Below are 15,763 nucleotides of genomic sequence, written 5' to 3' on the forward strand. Positions count from 1 at the left end.
AGTAAGACAAACAAAGCCTATCGCGACCAAACGTCCACAACCGACTGGCTGTTCGCCGCGTTCGATGCCGAGTTCCAGTTCGGCATTGACCTCGCCGCGACCGACAAATCGGCAAAGTGCGCGGTGTACTTTACCCCTGAAATCGACGCCCTGGGCCAGAACTGGCTGGCCAATGTGCCGCCCCTGGCGAATGCGACCGGGTGGTTAAATCCGCCTTACAGCAACATATTGCCCTGGGTACAACATGCGCGCCGTGAGCAGCAAAAGGGCTTTACCACCGTATTTTTGGTTCCGAACGACTGTTCCGGTGAATGGTGGCCAGAGGGTGAGCCCTGCATCATTCGCCACATTACCGGTTATTACTACGAATACACCTACAAGCAAGGCAAGCGCAAAGGGACCACCGTTAAAAAGTGGGCCTCGGGCCGTATCGAGTTCGTGAACGCGGAAACCGGCGAGATCATGAAAGACCCACTCAACAAACCGATGTGCGCGATCATCTTCCCGGCGTTCTATTGCGGGCCGACTCTTCATCAACCGGTCACAAAACTCGAACTCATGGAAAAAGGCCAGGCATGGATGGCCACGAAACAACAGGCCGAGCTGGCCGCATAAGGGGGAGACATGGAAGCGATAACCCAACACGACGTTAGTTTAATGAGCGCGCTATTACTGGATGGCATGGACCTCGACATCATCGGCGAGAAATTCGAGATCCCGCCCTCAGACGTCATACAGCACATTTACCCACCGAAGCAGTTTATCCCGGCGGCGCAGTTCGAAAGCCGGTCCCGTCGAGGCACTGTTCGACTCGGGGAAGATTCCATCGAGAAACGTTGCTCCCGGTGCCGTCAGTTTTTCCCTATTGCCACCGAGTTTTGGCACAACTGCCGCAATAGCCCGGACGGCTTTCTCGGTTGGTGCCGCGCTTGCGAACTCGAACGCGCCACCGCAAAACGTAAAGAATTAAAGAAATAACGAATTAAAGAGGCTCACCAAATGGACCAATTACAACCGCTTGAACTTAACAACGACGCCGCGAACAGCCTGGAAGCCTTTATCGGTCAATTCAATGACATGATTAAAGATTCCGACCGCATGGCGGACACCATCAACCACCTAAACGCCAAACTGGAAGACTATCACCACCATAAAAACCGCGCCGAAGGTTATGCCAACCAAATCGTGGATATGGAAAAAGAGATCGGCGATCTCCAGGATGAACTGGAGGACTTGAAAGGCATTCTATTGACGGCCGAGAAAGTCGCCCACGCCAAAATGAAACTGGAGAAAGACAACCAGGCGTTAACCCGTGAGCTGGAAATGTCCCGCAACCGGGCGAAAGAACTCCAGCGCCAGCTTAACGAAATCAAAGGCGGCGACAATCCGAAGAAACTCCGCGAACAGATCAAGCGCATCAAAGAGAAAAGCAAAGAGAAAGACACGAAGAACGCGCGCCTGGAACGTGAGGCCAAACAGTACCGCCATGAAATCCAAGATTTGAAAGTTAAGCAAAACCAGGCGATCGAGAAAATCAAACAGCTTAAGCTGGAAAAGCAAAACATGGACTTCACCGGCCTATTCCACAAAGACGACCACCATTTGATTTTATGGCCACAGGTGATCACCTCTCAAAACGCCGACACCGGCGAGACACATCAAAGCCGAGCCCTGTTACACATGCACCAATCCGGCACCGCGCGCCTGATTTCTTACGACATGGACAATAACGCCATTGTTACCCACAAAGCGCCAGCCGGTGGTGTACGGATCCCGAAAGACGTCCAACAGTTCGCCGAGGACTGGCTATTCAATGTCAACGTTACCCAGGACGGCAATGTCACCCCCCGCGACCTGGCACAAACCGACTTAAACAGCAAAGCAGCATAAGGAACGGCACCGATGAAAACTATTCCAATGATTTTTAATAGTGACATGGTGAAAGCCTTGGTGAACGGTCGAAAGACCGTTACCCGACGCCCAGCTAAAGGTGTGAGCTACTCGGACCGTATGGGCTTTGTTTTTAATGGCTATGCTCATGGCATTGGTTCAGATCACCGCGAAACAATGAACAACATAATAAAACGTCCTGTTAAGGCTGGCTGCCCTGCGAATATCGGCGATTTAATTTATGTTCGCGAAACCTGGGCGGACGCTGGAGCTAACGCGCCAGAACTTACCTTATACAAAGCCAATTATCCGGAACACGTACCGGCACACTATGAGAACGTGCCGAGCCTATCAGAAATAAAATGGACCCCGTCGATCCACATGCCACGTTGGGCCAGCCGGCTAACTTTGAAAGTTACCGATGTCCGAATCGAAACAATGAAAGAGCTACGCCAAGACCACGAACAGATAAGCCGTGAAGGGTTTGGCAGCTTCCCGCAGTTTCGGCACACCTGGCGCAAGATTTACGGCCAATGCGAGCCCGGTGATCTTGTGTGGGTTATCGAGTTCGAAGTCATTCACCAAAACATTGACACTTACTTGAAACAAGTAGCTTGAGGGGAAATCGTGGCCGCAAACAAATTCAATCCTTTCTCTGTGGCTGTTACGGCTACAGAGAAAGCCATCAAGGAACGCCAGAAGAAGATAACCGCTCAACAACAGTTAGAGGCGTTATCTCTCGATCTTGAATATCGAGCCAAATTGTTATTTGACATTGGTTACGCCGAGGGTCAATGCGAGGTTTACCAGGGCGCTAAAAAGCAAGCAGCAGAAAAGAAGCTGGCAGAACTAAACCGCCAGCTTAAGAGAATAGAAAACGCCTACAGCCAGAAATCGACAGATCAGTTCTTTAAATATGAAGATGAAATCAACGCCCTAAAAGATGCACTTCGCGACCTAAAGAGACGGAAAAATCAATACGCCGAACGTTTGGCATTTTTTAGCTAAAACAAGCCGATTAAGGGAAAAACTATGACATGCCGTAGATGTAGAAAAGAAACAGACCAGAACGAGCGATTTTGTAACGACTGCTATTACCCTGGCATTGAAGAAACCTATGACGAATATCAGGCACTACTTGAGGAAGGTCACAGACCCATTCAAGCGGCCGTTATGTCTGGATGGCAAGATCCGGGTGAAGCTGGCGCATACTGTGAAGAAGACTAAGGAGCAATTCGACTATGCAAGTCAATCATGAACAACTAGATCTAGATAGCGCCTATGGTGATGGGTGGTATGACGGTTTTCTACACGCTCGTAAAATTTCGGAAAACGATAACCGATTCGATTGCCTGGAAGATTATTCAGAGAATGACGTCCTTCAACTATCTGAACATGCGGAAGCTGAACATTCTAACCGAAATCGGAAACGCTGGAGCCAAACGGAACCAACAGAACAGGGCTTGTATTGGCATTGGTCCGGAAATACTGATGATGCGCCCATTGTGCTATCTGTGCTGCGCTCAGGGACAAACAAGCAATGCTTTGTTAGTACGGGGCAATACGGCATTAAAAAGGCTGTTTTCTGCAAGGAATACGGCGGTTGGTGGGCTATCTGCGCACAGCCAAAGTTACCCGAAAATCTATAACGCGAACTAAGGATCAACACATGGAACCATTAAAAGTTAACTGGCTTAGCGCTTGCCCTCGATGCAATCACGAAGGGCCGCACAATGTTGAAACAAACAGCGCGAACCCTGACCTATTAAACGAAGGTGATGTCGTCACGTGCGGACAATGTAACCAGGGCGGTGTGATCGAGTTAGTAGAAGCCGGGATAGTTGAATGTTACTGGGCCGAAGATGATGGCTATTACTGCCAATGTGATAACCCAGATTGTGGCAACTGGTTTACTGTCTCCGAAATCGGAGCCACTTGTCAGGAATGCAATAAAGGCTCAATGCAGCCGCAAGACGTCGAACCCTACTAACCCACCTCAAAAGCGGGCCCGTCCCGCTTTCTTTATTTCTTTAATTATTTAATTATTTAATTCTTCCCTATTTACATTCAGGACTTTTCGTCCTATTATCACCCTATCCGTTAACGAATTATTTAATTAACGAAAGGGACAACAAACCAATGGGACATAAAATCGGGGTAATCTCACAAAAAGGCGGGGTCGGCAAATCAGCCGTATCTCGTTGTCTTGGGGCCGCTCATGCCGGCTTTGGTTGGGACGTAAAAATCGGCGATCTCGACATTCAACAATCAACCAGTTACGTGTGGCAGAAACGCCGCCTATCCTCAGAAGTCGAACCCGTTGTCGCGGTCGAGTGTTTCGGCACTGTTAGCCAGGCAATGAAACAGGCTGACAACTACGACTTATTTATCTTTGATGGCGCACCACACGCCACCAAAGCCACACTGGAGATCGCCGAGATTTCCGACATGGTCATCATTCCGACCGGCTTATCTCTCGATGACATGGAACCTTGCGTCATCCTGGCCAACGACCTGGTAAAGAACGGCGTAAACAGAGACAAGATCGTCTTTACGTTCTGCCGAACTGGAGACAGCAAAGCCGAGCTTGAGGAATCGCTCCAGTACATGGCCCAAACACCCTATACGGCCATCCCTCACCCAATGCCAGAAAAAACGGCTATTCGCCGCGCTCATGATTTGGGTTTATCTGCCATCGAGGCCAAATACAAAGGCCCACGCGAAGCCGCGGAAAAGATGGTCCAATCACTGATTGATAAACTTGACGAATTAACGAAATAAAGAATTAAAGAGGCTTTTAAAATGGCACTTAACCCAGCGAAAAAACCTAAAGGTAAAGGCGCGCCACCTACGACAGCGGAAAACGCTACAGGCACAGAGAACACCACCAAGTCGAGCAAAGCCGTAGAAAACGAGCCGCTAAACTTCAAAGTCAGTGAAGAATTCGCGATGGACTGGCGCATGTTCTGCGCGGCTAACAAGATGAAACAAAAGGAACTACTGATTAAGGCTTTTGAGTTCTACAAGAGCCATCACGGCGGGTAATCCGTCAGAAGGGAACGCCGGACGGTTGAAGTATCTCACCCCTACAACCGCCGGCATCAACAACACAACCAATGGGATTTAATCATGTTGCAAGCTAATAATACCCTCTCGGGCGCTATGCGTCTATGTGACCTTATGTATCAACCAGCCGACCAGGTGATCGAGTACCTGAAAGATAAGCCCGAATTTATGGGCGAGGCTATTGCAAAATTGTGTTACCAGGAACTAGCGAGGCAAGGGGGCCATTCATGAACATAGCCAGGGTGAGCCTACCCGATACGTGCTTTAGTTGTCAGCACTACAAGCAAACAGGCTGGAAACACGACCAGTTCGCGCCAAAGGTGGATAACTACGGTTTCAGCATTGAGCCGAGAAAACAACGTTATGGCCAATGCACCAGGAACAACGCGGAGGTGTTTTGGAATGAGAAGTGCCACTTATACACCCAGGACACCGACATCGATGTCCATCCCTGCCCGAAGCGGCCCGAACCGTTAGAACCACGCCAGGAATCACTGTTCTAAAGAGAAGCCCCGAAACCGGGGCTTTTTTTAATCTCCTTTGTCTACTAACGCGGACACGTCTATCGTTAAGCCTTTTAACAACTTCGTAGCGCAAACCATTTCACCTACAACACTATCACCAGTTTTAGACAAGTCGTCCATCACTTGCAAAAGAGCCATCATTTGATCCAGTTTTTTACTGATTATTTTTTTATTAGTATCCATTAAGACATACCTTTCCAACTGCAATATATGCTCGTTACATCATCATGATATTCATGTGATAAGTGGAATATGCACTTAAGTAATAGCTCTATAAATAGCCAAGGCATAAAACAGTCCTATACTTGCAATATAAGAAATAAAATTGTCCTATCGAACGTGATCTAAGTCGAAATTAGGAGGGGGTATGTCTAACGACCCGTTGATTGACGCGCTAAAGGCGCGAAGGGAGGCGGCGGGCCTCTCACAAGAAGAAACCGCCAACATGATAGGCGTTCACTTAAAGACCTATCAACGTATAGAACGGGGGGAAACAGCGATGAAAATGTCGCACTATCGGATCCTGGTCGAGAAACTAAAAACAACAGACCTCGATCTATCGCTCGATATGCTTGGGGTAGACCAGGCGACACCCTGGGACGTGGCCGCGGCAGCCCGAACACTACCGCCGGAGATAAGAACGGTTTTAGTCTCTATGCTCATGATGATTTATCGAGACAAAACCCCATACAAATAATTAGCATTTTTCGATTTGCTTCATAACACCGATCAGTTGGCTTAATAACTCCTTATAATCAGATCCCGAATTCAGTCTCTCGTACAACAGTTCCACCGTCGCGCCGGCAGCGTGAATATCCTCAATCACTTGCTCTAATTGCCCGATACTCTTGGCCAGTTTATCCAAACGCCACACAGCAACCACATCACCCCGTTTTAGCCTTTCAACCACCTGGGCCAGATCATCACCGAACTGGATGTCGTCACAACCGAATTCATTTAAAGCCTTTAGCTGAATAGCTAAATCATTATCGCGTACCGCATAGCCATATTTCATTTGTTCTGATTCCTTTCTCGTGTGACATGTCACACTCTTTTATTTTTAATAATATTAAAACAGACGCGTATTAGTAGAAACAAAAAGGGCGACAAAATGATATGTCGCCCTATTAATGAAACAGCACCAGGCTATTTATTAGCAGCCCAGCCCAGGACCTTAACGCACTCCGCCACCAAATAATTGGTTTCATCCTGGCTGTACTCGATCGAGGTGTTCAGGCAGTCAGTTAACGACTGGGCGTTCTTCTTCAATTCGGCATTCTCCGCCGTGATGGCTGGGTCATTTAGCCAGCCTTTATCCTGGAGCGACTTAAGCCAGTTTCCAGCGGTGCCGAGCTGGCGTTCTGGGCTGGCACTGGTCCACCCTTCACGATCCAGGCCAACCGAACTCCCAGAATAAAGCCATTTTGTTTCTGGGTCCGTACACCCAACCAAGCCAACGACGGCCGCAACCGCCAACAAGGACAATTTACGCATTGTTTAACCTTCTAATGATTATGGAGTTTTTCAGGGTATCCGATCCGGTTGGACCTGGTCGAGAAGATCACCACGAAAACGAAATCCACACGGCACAAATTCGGTAGTCATTATGCCCATTATGTTAAATGGCTGATTTTAGATAGCATTACGCCAGTTTTGGCGGATTGAACGCATCAAGCCGCCAAATTTGACGGTTAAGCAGTGATCGAGGTGTGATTTTTAATGTTGTAAATTTGTTTCAATTTGGCGAGGTTTTCGGCTGGAAATTTAGCGGTATGATTTGGCGGCCGATTTGCGTCGAAACCGCCAAAAGATCAAGTTTTCTATTCTACGCCCATCTTATCTAAGCAATACTGTTCAAATTGATATAGCGCCTCATCATCGAAACGACCCGAATCGCGCAAGCTCATCATTTCCATGAACAGGTGACGGTTGTTAAAGTCCAGGTTCACGTAATCGTGTAGATGAGCCACGCGCGGCGTTTCCGTTCTTCGATACCAGTTGCTAAATGCAGTTGCGAAGAATAAGCCGGCGCGGCCGTCTTCTTCTATCTGCTCACGAATATCGGCTAAAACATCTTCCTGTGGTCGAGCGTTTGAGATTGTTTTAGGCTCAACCACAAGTGAGCGAACAGACTCTAAGATTTTCTGTTGTTGTAGCTTGCTGTATTGCGGGAATTGCTTCTCTAGCTGTTCGATGTACTCTTTCAGCATTGATTGTTCAAATGTCGTATTCATATACTAGCCTTACTATGTGTTATTAATCGACCTCTAGCGGCCGACTAGAGGATTTAATATTCATCAAATGACGAACCAGCAAAGTTATCAAAGCGGGAGTATTGTCCCTGAAACGTGAGCCTAACCGTTCCGATCGGGCCGTTCCTTTGCTTACCGATGATAATCTCCGCGGTGCCTTTGTCCTTGCTGTCTTCGTGATACACCTCATCACGATAAATAAACATGATGAGATCGGCGTCTTGCTCAATGGAACCTGATTCCCTCAAATCTGAATTTATCGGGCGCTTGTCTGGGCGGTTTTCCAATGTTCGGTTTAATTGGGACAACGCAACCACGGGGACATTGAGTTCTTTTGCTAACGCTTTTAATGATCGGCTTATCTCCGCAATTTCTAGCGTTCTGTTGTTCTGTAAGCCTGGCACCTGCATTAATTGAAGGTAATCAACCATAATCATCGACAAGCCGCCATGTTCGCGGGCCATACGACGCGCTTTAACTCTGAGTTCAGTCGGAGTAATGCCGGAACGGTCATCAATAAAAATATTGTTCCTTTCCATCAAGTGGCCAGTAGCCGAAGCAATTCGCGCCCAATCTTCATCATCGAGCTGGCTCGTTCTTATCTTGGAAAGCTCAACACGGGATAATGACGATAGCATTCTCATCATTAATTGTTCGGACGGCATTTCTAAAGAAAAAATCAATACTGGCTTATCATTCTCCATCGACACGTTTTCACAAATGTTCATGGCGAAGGTTGTTTTCCCTTGAGAGGGCCTAGCCGCGACGATAATTAAATCGGAATTCTGTAAGCCGGCAGTTTTTTTATTTAAATCCATAAAACCAGTCGATAAACCGGTCACGCCATCGATAGCGGTTTTATTTAATTCTTCCATGCGGTCGATAGTTTTCTCTAACACCGAACGCGCGCTTTGCATACTATCGACGCTCACCGAATGCTGATTCGAGATCGCCAGGACCTTACTTTCTAATTCGTCGATAATGTCCGTCGAGGTCGCGGCCTTTGAGTCGTAAGCCGAAGCGACGATTTCATTACCTACCGAAATCACATTCCTTAACACCGCTTTCTCTCTTACGATGTCAGCATAAGCGGTTATGTTTGCGGCGCTGGGCGTGTTCTTGGCCAAATCAGCCAAGTAAGCAAAGCCGCCAACGTCTTCTAATGATCCTTGCTTTTCTAATAGTTCTGACAACGTAACCAGATCAAGCGGCTGACCGCCTTCAAGTAATTTTCTGGTGCCCTCAAAAATAATGCGGTGGTAACGTAGATAAAAATCAGGCCCCGCCACTTTGTCGGACACATCATCCCAACGGCCATTATCAAGTAGTAATCCACCTAAAACGGATTGTTCCGCTTCCATCGAGAACGGCGGCTTTTTTAAAGCTTCTTCATTTTGCATTTGTCTTTTCCCAACCTTTAATCAAAAATGGTCACTTGCTCGTCATCAACGGGCATCACGTCCAGTTCTTCGCCTGTCCGTTCTCGGTAAACCTTGGCGGCCTGGTGACGGCCGGGGCGAGTAAGTTTAGCGGCCAAACTTAAATCTTTAGCGCGGGACAGTTCAACGCAACCCTTATCAGATAAGGCGTGAAGCCCCTTTCTAAAATTCGACGCATCGAGCTCACCCTCGCGAGACTGGGAAATCATGGTCCGCATTTTGGCCACGGGTATCGGCCCTGTAAATTGTTTGGTTTCCAAAAGCGCCAGGATAAAAAGGGCGTCATTCTGGTTTTTCGAAAATCGGGTTTTCTTCATTTCTTAATCACCTCAAGAGTGAATAATAACTAGCAATCATAGGCCTGGCGATCACTCTTTATTTGTTCTTTGCACTTATCCACCTTTTGAGTGGATAAGCTGGGTACATCAGCCACAACCAGATCACAAAGCCGGTTAAACTCCGCTAGTGAAATAGGCTGTTCCCATCCCTTACTTAACTCGATGTAAAATGCTTCCTTTCTCATGGCTAACGCTCCAGGCCGACCAAAAGCCGGCATTTGCTACACCGCCCCACACCCTTCGCAACCAAAGGCCCCAACAGGCATAATCCATTTATCACCAGGTTTGAGGATTACATCGAGGTCATAATCTCGCTTAACGGCTTGCTCCAAAGCCTCCAGGTCCTCTATTTCAAAAGGCTTTACCGAAGAACCAAGATCGATAACATCAATTCTCTTTCTGCTGATAGTGATACCGAATTGGCGCTCATATTCAGCAATTCGTTGTGTTCTATCTGGAAAATACTCATTAATTGTTGCCCATATCCTTGGCCCGTTATAGATACACGTCATGCAAGATGAACGGGACCAGCCTAAACGGTAAGGAACGGGGGCAATGACTCCATGACGGGAAAGTGCATCCCAGACCATTTCTTCATCCCAGTGTAAAACTGGTCGCCAGGCATCAACTAAACGGCTTTTCTTTCCACTTCGGCGATCGCAAGCATGTGGTTCAAACTGATTGTATTTAGCTCTATTTGAACTTTCCTGACGGCGCTCTCCAGTAACAAATAAAACCTTACTGTTATTAAATCGATCTTGGTTATTAAGAGCGCGGCGTCCAACATCTATTTTTAATGCTGAACTGCACCAACGAGTTTGTAGGCTGGCTGACACCTGGGGAAACTTAAGTCTGGTTCCAGGCTTACCCCTTTTTTTATCTCTTTCCAGCGTGACCAGGCCGTTAGGTGTTTCTATTTTATGCGGGCGGCTAAAAGAGTTATTTTTTAACATTTCACCTTCAAAGCCCCCATCTAACCAACTAAAGTACAGAGGCAGCCCAAACGCATCGGCCAGCTTTTGGTTGTAACTAGCCATAAAGGACCAGTCCATTAGATCACTACCTTCACGGCCGTCAATGTCATGATGCCAAAGCTCAATTTTTGACTTTTCGACTCCCATATCAAGCAAACAAAGTAAACAGGCAATAGAATCTTTACCGCCAGACATGCAGATGACTATTCGATCATAAAAATCCAAATCAACAACTGGGGCAGAAAAATATTTTTTAGGGTCAGAAACAACATCACCATTTGATGCAATATTTCTAAGGTGGGGAACAATGAACTGATCATCAAACTGGTGTGAATCAAAAGACATTTTCATCGTGATTTATCTCGGTTATGGCCTTGGCACCTTGCCCGGCCTTCGAGATAAATATTAGGACTTTTCGTCCTAATTGGCAAGCTTTATTTTCTTTAATTCTTTATTTCTTTACTTACTCTGAATTACCAGGCACAAAAAACCGCCATGACGGCGGCGTTGTATCACTTCCAGCTAAATGTATTATCTTTATTTCTTCCAGATGCAACCAAAGCCGGCGCACTCCGCCAGAATCGCCCAGGCGGCGAACGGGATCCGCTGCATATTCGTTTTTCTGCCTTCCTTTTTAGCCTTTTCCACCTCGACAGGATCAAACGCAGCCCATTTACGCACTGTACGGCCGTCAGAGATACCCACAAGGGCCGCGGCTTCACTCCCGGTCAATTCACAGCGTTTAAGCATTTCACGCACTTCTGCGCCCGTTGGCTGCGCCCAATCATCACCAAACGGGACCAATGTTTCAGGGCGGATTGTTTCAAGTTCCATAATTCACCAGTTTGGGCGGACACGCCGCCCGGTTTTATCTTATGCGTTTACCAGGGCAGTAATGCCGCGCCAGCTCTTATAATTTTTTTCAACATCTTCTAGTGTTGCGAACTCTTTAATTCCCAACCCACGATATGCGCGATGACTAGCGTTATCAGTGTGCATTTGCCAGTGAGTTCCCCACACATCGGTAACACGTGACAGTGTCATTTTGTTGCCGCGACTCTCTAAATAAAAAGTAGTTTCGCCAAGTTGTTGAATAACGTTTCTCATCGTGATTTCTCTCGGTTATGGCCTTGGCAGCTTGCCCGGCCTTTGAGATAAATGTTAGGACTTTTCGTCCTAAATTGCAACCTTTCTTTTTTGCGCCCAGAAGCGCACCCACAGAAGCTGACACGCGAAGATACTAGCCCCGCAGGGATAAGCGATGCGCTTGCGCAAGCGAAGCACCAAGCCGCTCGACGCTGTTTGATAGACCACAGAACTATATCGGCGCGGTTAGCTGCACAGGACATCGTTAAATCTCGCCTTACCCTCCTGCTAGACCTCGCGAAGCGAAAGAAGGCTAGGTGATGAGGTTGAATTCAACACAAAAGGTTAAGTATCGGGTCCACTGGATAATCGTAATTCTCGAAAGCATGACGGTCGGATGACAAAAGAAATGTTCAGCGCTGCCAGCTATAGCGCTGAACGTATTATTTTTGCATTTACTCGATGCTGGCAGTTGGGGCCCGTTAAATTGCTTAACGCTGATCTTATTGTTAGCACTGAATCTAAATAGCAATTTAATGGGATGTACCTTTATATCTGTAGCAAAGCGAAAGAGATAATAAGCCTCGCCTTTATGGCGGGCTTATATCCTTCCCTTTAGGGAAGCGGTTAGTTCAGGGTTTAGTTTCGAGGTTATTTTTTATTTAGCCGGCGATCGCGGACAATGGAGGGTGATAACGGTAGGAAATCAGACGAGAAACAGGATCAAGCGGATCATTTCTGTTTGTTTTTTGAACAGCTTTAACCGCCAGGTACGGCAAAGCCTCCGCCATCAAGCGGATTCAAATAAAAAGAGGGGTTATGTTCGGGTTTCTAGGATGGCCAATAGCAAGGCGTCAAACTCTGGGCCGTTCGTTAGCCCATGCTCGGCTTTGATTTGATTTTTAGCCTGGTATACATAAACAGGCGGTAATTGTCCCTGTAACTGAATGAGGCGCTTTTCCGTATCACTACGTTGCGACTGTTCACGTTGCTCACTTGCGCGCTTCTCAGCCTCTTTTAAGCGATGGTTTGCGTCCATCACTCGCTTAGTGTGCTTATTCTCGCCGGTAAACTCTCGCTTGATACGGGCCAATAGATTGCGCAACGAAGGGCGATCCAAAGAAGCAATGCGATCAGACTCAGCCTGGCGTAACAATTCAGCTTGGCGCTTTTGTTTGGCCGTTTTAAGTAAACCGTTTTTCTCTTGCCACTTACGCGCCATTGACAACATTGAACGAGTATCTTCCATCGACAAACCGAACCCTTTAAAAAAGTTCGGACGGAAGAAGATCCGCTTTGCCTTGTTGGTCTTGCTTTCCTTGTCAAACTCACGAACGACGACAATCATTTCCGCCGCTTCCATGTCATCGATAGCACCATGAACAGGATCACAAGATTTTCGGCCGTGTCGATACTGGCCGCCTTGGCCATCATAGCCTGGTTCGTATTCGTGAAGCTGGCCGATCATCTTGGCCAGTTCTTCCACGCTGGCCTTTACCTCAAACAAATAGTTTGAGTCTGGGCAATAATCGGCGCGGTAAATCATGGCTCTAACAAGTGCATCGAGAGTTTGTTCGCGTTCAAGGCGGATCGAGGTACGGCGTGGCGCGATGTGTTTGGTCTTCCAGGTGCCGTCCGACAATTTACGACGTTTAAGAGTGGCACCGTCTTTACGCAGTTTGCGCATAAAACGGTTTCGGTTCCAGTTGTGGCCAGACAGAAGGGCATCCAATCGCTTAGCGATTGGATGGTTAGCCATCGGAATATCAAATTTTGGGGTATATCTACGCCAGCCGCTGCGGTCATCCTGCCACGCTGACGCGTTACTAAGTCCAATAACGGTCATTTTTTGATTGCTTTTTCGCTGTAAGGCTTGCAGCAACCGGGCGCACGAAGTAAACTTAGTCTTGTGTTTAAGGGTTTCTTCTAAATTCTGTCGCCAAAACAAATTTAGAGAAGTGACTAGTTTACTTCCTGACCCGAATCTTGAACCCCGCTCTTGCGGGGTTTTGCTTTTTTAAGCCAGGTTAAATTTTCTTACTTGCCCGCTAAGTCGCCAAACCATAACGCACAAGCTATAAAACAACATTTCGGTGTAAGCCTACCACACGATGCGGAAAGCGTCATCCAAAAAAAGATCTGCTGTTTAATTTTCGAGGATCTCACCCGCCTGAACGTTGTCTTTTTGTTCAAGCTCTCTCGCCGTTTGACTGGCGATTAAAATTGCCTGGTGTAAGCCAGGGTCGCAGATCTCCGGATTTTCACTTGCAGATGCTAAAAAGCGCAAATATTGCGCCAAGTTACTTAATGTACCGGATCTTGTTCCATCATTTAAAGCGTTTAGGTTCAACTTTTCCACTCCCGTGATATAAATATCACTGTATATCTATACAGGTATTAGACATTAAAGCCGCGAATTCATCAAGCGAATGCCCGACTTTTTAAGGGCTTAGGCTTATCGTTCGAGTACCATTCAATCATGAGTCCTTGATCGCGCAAGAGGCCGACGTCGTCGCGGCGCGTCCTGGTTCAATGACATGATCCACACTCTCGACTAACCATTCTCCATTCGCACTTTGTTTATGATTCTCCAGGACGAGAAAGCCCTCCGGCATAATCTCAGGCGATAACGGCCGAGTGATAGACAAAGAGCCATTTCCGCGCTTTAACTCGCCCAGCTTGGCCGTGGCGGCGTTTATCGCGGCCTGTTGGTCCGAATGGGTTTTCTTGATCACGAACTGGGGTTCCCCACCTCCGACCGTTTCGGCCACCTTTTCCTGGTTCGGCTCATCAAACCAATACGCAACCACCGATTGAAAGTCGTCACGTTCTGAAATGGTGACTCGCCCGGTCGAGTTCTCCGGATCGCTAATCGTCACCCTGGGCAACTCTTTCCCGCTAACAGACTTACCAGCTTCTTTTGGTACGACAACCAGGCGATTAGCAGCGATTTTAAATAGCCCGTTATTCTCCTTAGCCAGCCGAGTTAACAGATTCATATCCGATTCACCACGCTGATCGATGTGCGTTAGCGTAATGCTGGCCATCGAGTTGGCCACCGCGGGCTGATAGCCATGTCGGGCGGCGATCTGGCTGGCCAAATCACCCAGGGTTAAATCGTCATAACTGGTATCCCTTGGCGCTTTTATGCTCTTTTTAATCTTGGCCGCCTTTGCTTTGATGATTAAGACATCAACTTCGAGCGGTTCCTCGATTTCGTCCACCGTGTACGTGCCTCGATAGGACAGCTCGTCCTCATAACCGATATAAATATCGAGTTCCGCACCAGTAGGCGGTATCTCGACCGCACTATCACGGTTATCGAGCTCTAATTCGGCGGTATCACTCTCAACTCCCGCCTCATCGTGCAAAGCAAGCCGGATCAACCGGTCGCTAATTTTTGCGGTGATGTCCTGGCGGTTGGCCAAGACCTTATAAGCGGCGTTCTTCATGGTCGATTCATCCTAAACGAACTTTACCGAATGAATTTCCACTCGGTAACAACAAAAAAATGTTGTTGAAATTAATCCCACAGTGAAACCTGGGGCGTTTTCTCCGCGGGGCCCAGTTCTGGCAATTCAATGATCAGCCCTGCCGGCAACAACGCCCCCACTTTAGCCAGGCGGGGATTAGCTTTTAATACCGCCTCAGTGGCACCGGGCCGGCCGCTGTAATAGCGGTGACAAATGGCGTCCAACATGTCGCCCTGGTTGGTTCGATACTTCACTATTTCACCTCATCGTCGCCGTATTCACTGATCGATAACGAACCTTTGATTTCTAGGCCGATGCCATTGTCCAGGAACTCGCCTTCGTCAATGTCGAGCTTTTCCAGGACCCAAAGACCCAGATCCAGCCCGGAGCCTTTCGCCTGGCCGTTAATGCGTTTCAATGCGCCAGCAATAAGCCGTTGCGGTTTTCCCTGATCACCCAAGGCTTTCAGGTTATCCATAACTTCCAAATCCCGCGCGGATTGTGGATAGATGGCAATATCAAAGGATTTCGTGTCACTATCAGGCCCTTGGTATTGCTTACCGGGCTTGCGCCCTATACGGTCGTATTTGGCCCAGCGCCAGGACATCGATGTCTTTAACCGCTGGTATTGAGCGGTTGACATGCTGAACTGGAAATCGCCGAGCGCCATCATTACCGACATATCACCCCCATAGGCCGCGCTGGGCGGCCGTTACTTCTT

At 47.8% G+C, this 15,763-nt stretch carries 27 protein-coding genes; 11 read left to right on the forward strand and 16 right to left on the reverse strand.

Annotated features, from left to right (window positions below):
- The 10 genes from L1D31_RS21485 to L1D31_RS21530 form a co-directional block, all read left to right on the forward strand.
- On the forward strand, positions 1–615 hold a 615-nt coding region (locus L1D31_RS21485; protein ID WP_239839020.1), incomplete at its 5' end, for a phage N-6-adenine-methyltransferase.
- 9 nt (positions 616–624) lie between these two features.
- Positions 625–978, forward strand: coding sequence for a hypothetical protein (locus tag L1D31_RS21490; RefSeq protein WP_238774949.1), 354 nt, complete (start codon positions 625–627; stop codon positions 976–978).
- 21 nt (positions 979–999) lie between these two features.
- On the forward strand, positions 1,000–1,890 hold the full coding sequence (locus L1D31_RS21495; RefSeq protein ID WP_238774952.1) for a hypothetical protein: 891 nt from the start codon (positions 1,000–1,002) through the stop codon (positions 1,888–1,890).
- Between the two features lie 12 nt (positions 1,891–1,902).
- Positions 1,903–2,508, forward strand: a complete 606-nt coding sequence (locus L1D31_RS21500; RefSeq protein ID WP_238774955.1) for an ASCH domain-containing protein — start codon at positions 1,903–1,905, stop codon at positions 2,506–2,508.
- Positions 2,509–2,517: 9 nt separating this feature from the next.
- Entirely contained in the window at positions 2,518–2,898 is a 381-nt protein-coding gene (locus tag L1D31_RS21505; protein ID WP_238774958.1) for a hypothetical protein, read from the forward strand.
- 24 nt (positions 2,899–2,922) lie between these two features.
- Positions 2,923–3,117 (forward strand): hypothetical protein, encoded by a 195-nt coding sequence (locus L1D31_RS21510; RefSeq protein WP_239839021.1) that lies wholly within the window; start codon positions 2,923–2,925, stop codon positions 3,115–3,117.
- Between the two features lie 14 nt (positions 3,118–3,131).
- Positions 3,132–3,539, forward strand: coding sequence for a hypothetical protein (locus L1D31_RS21515; protein ID WP_239839022.1), 408 nt, complete (start codon positions 3,132–3,134; stop codon positions 3,537–3,539).
- Between the two features lie 20 nt (positions 3,540–3,559).
- The gene (locus tag L1D31_RS21520; protein ID WP_239839023.1) at positions 3,560–3,880 is read left to right on the forward strand and encodes a hypothetical protein; all 321 of its coding nucleotides are present in this window, start codon (positions 3,560–3,562) and stop codon (positions 3,878–3,880) included.
- Between the two features lie 149 nt (positions 3,881–4,029).
- A complete protein-coding gene (locus tag L1D31_RS21525; RefSeq protein ID WP_029858496.1) occupies positions 4,030–4,671 on the forward strand; it encodes a ParA family protein in 642 nt (213 codons plus the stop codon).
- Between the two features lie 21 nt (positions 4,672–4,692).
- Positions 4,693–4,935, forward strand: a complete 243-nt coding sequence (locus L1D31_RS21530) for a hypothetical protein (RefSeq protein WP_029858497.1) — start codon at positions 4,693–4,695, stop codon at positions 4,933–4,935.
- A gap of 269 nt (positions 4,936–5,204) precedes the next feature.
- On the opposite strand, the gene L1D31_RS21535 is transcribed toward L1D31_RS21530, so the two are convergent.
- Together L1D31_RS21535 and L1D31_RS21540 are read right to left on the reverse strand one after the other, a co-directional pair.
- The gene (locus L1D31_RS21535; protein WP_239839024.1) at positions 5,205–5,372 is read right to left on the reverse strand and encodes a hypothetical protein; all 168 of its coding nucleotides are present in this window, start codon (positions 5,370–5,372) and stop codon (positions 5,205–5,207) included.
- A gap of 114 nt (positions 5,373–5,486) precedes the next feature.
- Positions 5,487–5,663 carry a hypothetical protein gene (locus L1D31_RS21540; protein ID WP_238774977.1) on the reverse strand — a complete coding sequence of 59 codons (177 nt, stop codon included), beginning with the start codon at positions 5,661–5,663 and terminating at the stop codon, positions 5,487–5,489.
- A 184-nt stretch (positions 5,664–5,847) separates the two neighbouring features.
- Between L1D31_RS21540 and L1D31_RS21545 the strand changes: the two genes are divergently transcribed.
- A complete protein-coding gene (locus L1D31_RS21545; protein ID WP_239839025.1) occupies positions 5,848–6,177 on the forward strand; it encodes a helix-turn-helix transcriptional regulator in 330 nt (109 codons plus the stop codon).
- Here the strand turns inward: L1D31_RS21545 and L1D31_RS21550 are convergent, their stop codons facing one another.
- The 14 genes from L1D31_RS21550 to L1D31_RS21615 form a co-directional block, all read right to left on the reverse strand.
- On the reverse strand, positions 6,178–6,495 hold the full coding sequence (locus tag L1D31_RS21550; protein ID WP_239839026.1) for a recombinase family protein: 318 nt from the start codon (positions 6,493–6,495) through the stop codon (positions 6,178–6,180).
- A 131-nt stretch (positions 6,496–6,626) separates the two neighbouring features.
- The gene (locus L1D31_RS21555) at positions 6,627–6,974 is read right to left on the reverse strand and encodes a hypothetical protein (RefSeq protein WP_203506480.1); all 348 of its coding nucleotides are present in this window, start codon (positions 6,972–6,974) and stop codon (positions 6,627–6,629) included.
- Between the two features lie 326 nt (positions 6,975–7,300).
- Entirely contained in the window at positions 7,301–7,714 is a 414-nt protein-coding gene (locus L1D31_RS21560; protein ID WP_237487161.1) for a hypothetical protein, read from the reverse strand.
- Positions 7,715–7,767: 53 nt separating this feature from the next.
- Positions 7,768–9,132 (reverse strand): replicative DNA helicase, encoded by a 1,365-nt coding sequence (gene dnaB / locus L1D31_RS21565; protein WP_239839027.1) that lies wholly within the window; start codon positions 9,130–9,132, stop codon positions 7,768–7,770.
- Positions 9,133–9,149: 17 nt separating this feature from the next.
- On the reverse strand, positions 9,150–9,488 hold the full coding sequence (locus L1D31_RS21570) for a hypothetical protein (RefSeq protein ID WP_029858751.1): 339 nt from the start codon (positions 9,486–9,488) through the stop codon (positions 9,150–9,152).
- Between the two features lie 29 nt (positions 9,489–9,517).
- On the reverse strand, positions 9,518–9,694 hold the full coding sequence (locus L1D31_RS21575; protein ID WP_239839028.1) for a hypothetical protein: 177 nt from the start codon (positions 9,692–9,694) through the stop codon (positions 9,518–9,520).
- A gap of 36 nt (positions 9,695–9,730) precedes the next feature.
- Positions 9,731–10,834, reverse strand: a complete 1,104-nt coding sequence (locus tag L1D31_RS21580) for a phosphoadenosine phosphosulfate reductase family protein (RefSeq protein WP_239839029.1) — start codon at positions 10,832–10,834, stop codon at positions 9,731–9,733.
- Positions 10,835–11,020: 186 nt separating this feature from the next.
- Positions 11,021–11,317 (reverse strand): transcriptional regulator, encoded by a 297-nt coding sequence (locus L1D31_RS21585; RefSeq protein WP_239839030.1) that lies wholly within the window; start codon positions 11,315–11,317, stop codon positions 11,021–11,023.
- A gap of 39 nt (positions 11,318–11,356) precedes the next feature.
- On the reverse strand, positions 11,357–11,590 hold the full coding sequence (locus L1D31_RS21590; protein ID WP_239839031.1) for a hypothetical protein: 234 nt from the start codon (positions 11,588–11,590) through the stop codon (positions 11,357–11,359).
- Between the two features lie 796 nt (positions 11,591–12,386).
- Positions 12,387–13,415: a hypothetical protein gene (locus L1D31_RS21595; RefSeq protein WP_239839032.1), complete on the reverse strand. Its 1,029-nt coding sequence runs from the start codon at positions 13,413–13,415 to the stop codon at positions 12,387–12,389.
- A 300-nt stretch (positions 13,416–13,715) separates the two neighbouring features.
- Positions 13,716–13,919, reverse strand: coding sequence for a hypothetical protein (locus tag L1D31_RS21600; RefSeq protein ID WP_239839033.1), 204 nt, complete (start codon positions 13,917–13,919; stop codon positions 13,716–13,718).
- 127 nt (positions 13,920–14,046) lie between these two features.
- On the reverse strand, positions 14,047–15,021 hold the full coding sequence (locus tag L1D31_RS21605) for a contractile injection system protein, VgrG/Pvc8 family (RefSeq protein ID WP_239839034.1): 975 nt from the start codon (positions 15,019–15,021) through the stop codon (positions 14,047–14,049).
- A gap of 71 nt (positions 15,022–15,092) precedes the next feature.
- Positions 15,093–15,296 (reverse strand): tail protein X, encoded by a 204-nt coding sequence (locus L1D31_RS21610; protein ID WP_239839035.1) that lies wholly within the window; start codon positions 15,294–15,296, stop codon positions 15,093–15,095.
- A complete protein-coding gene (locus L1D31_RS21615; RefSeq protein ID WP_193243510.1) occupies positions 15,296–15,724 on the reverse strand; it encodes a phage tail protein in 429 nt (142 codons plus the stop codon). The genes L1D31_RS21610 and L1D31_RS21615 overlap by 1 nt, the downstream gene beginning before the upstream one ends.
- Between the last annotated feature and the right edge of the window lie 39 nt (positions 15,725–15,763).

Source organism: Vibrio sp. Isolate23 (genome assembly GCF_022398095.1).
GTDB lineage: Bacteria > Pseudomonadota > Gammaproteobacteria > Enterobacterales > Vibrionaceae > Vibrio > Vibrio coralliilyticus_A.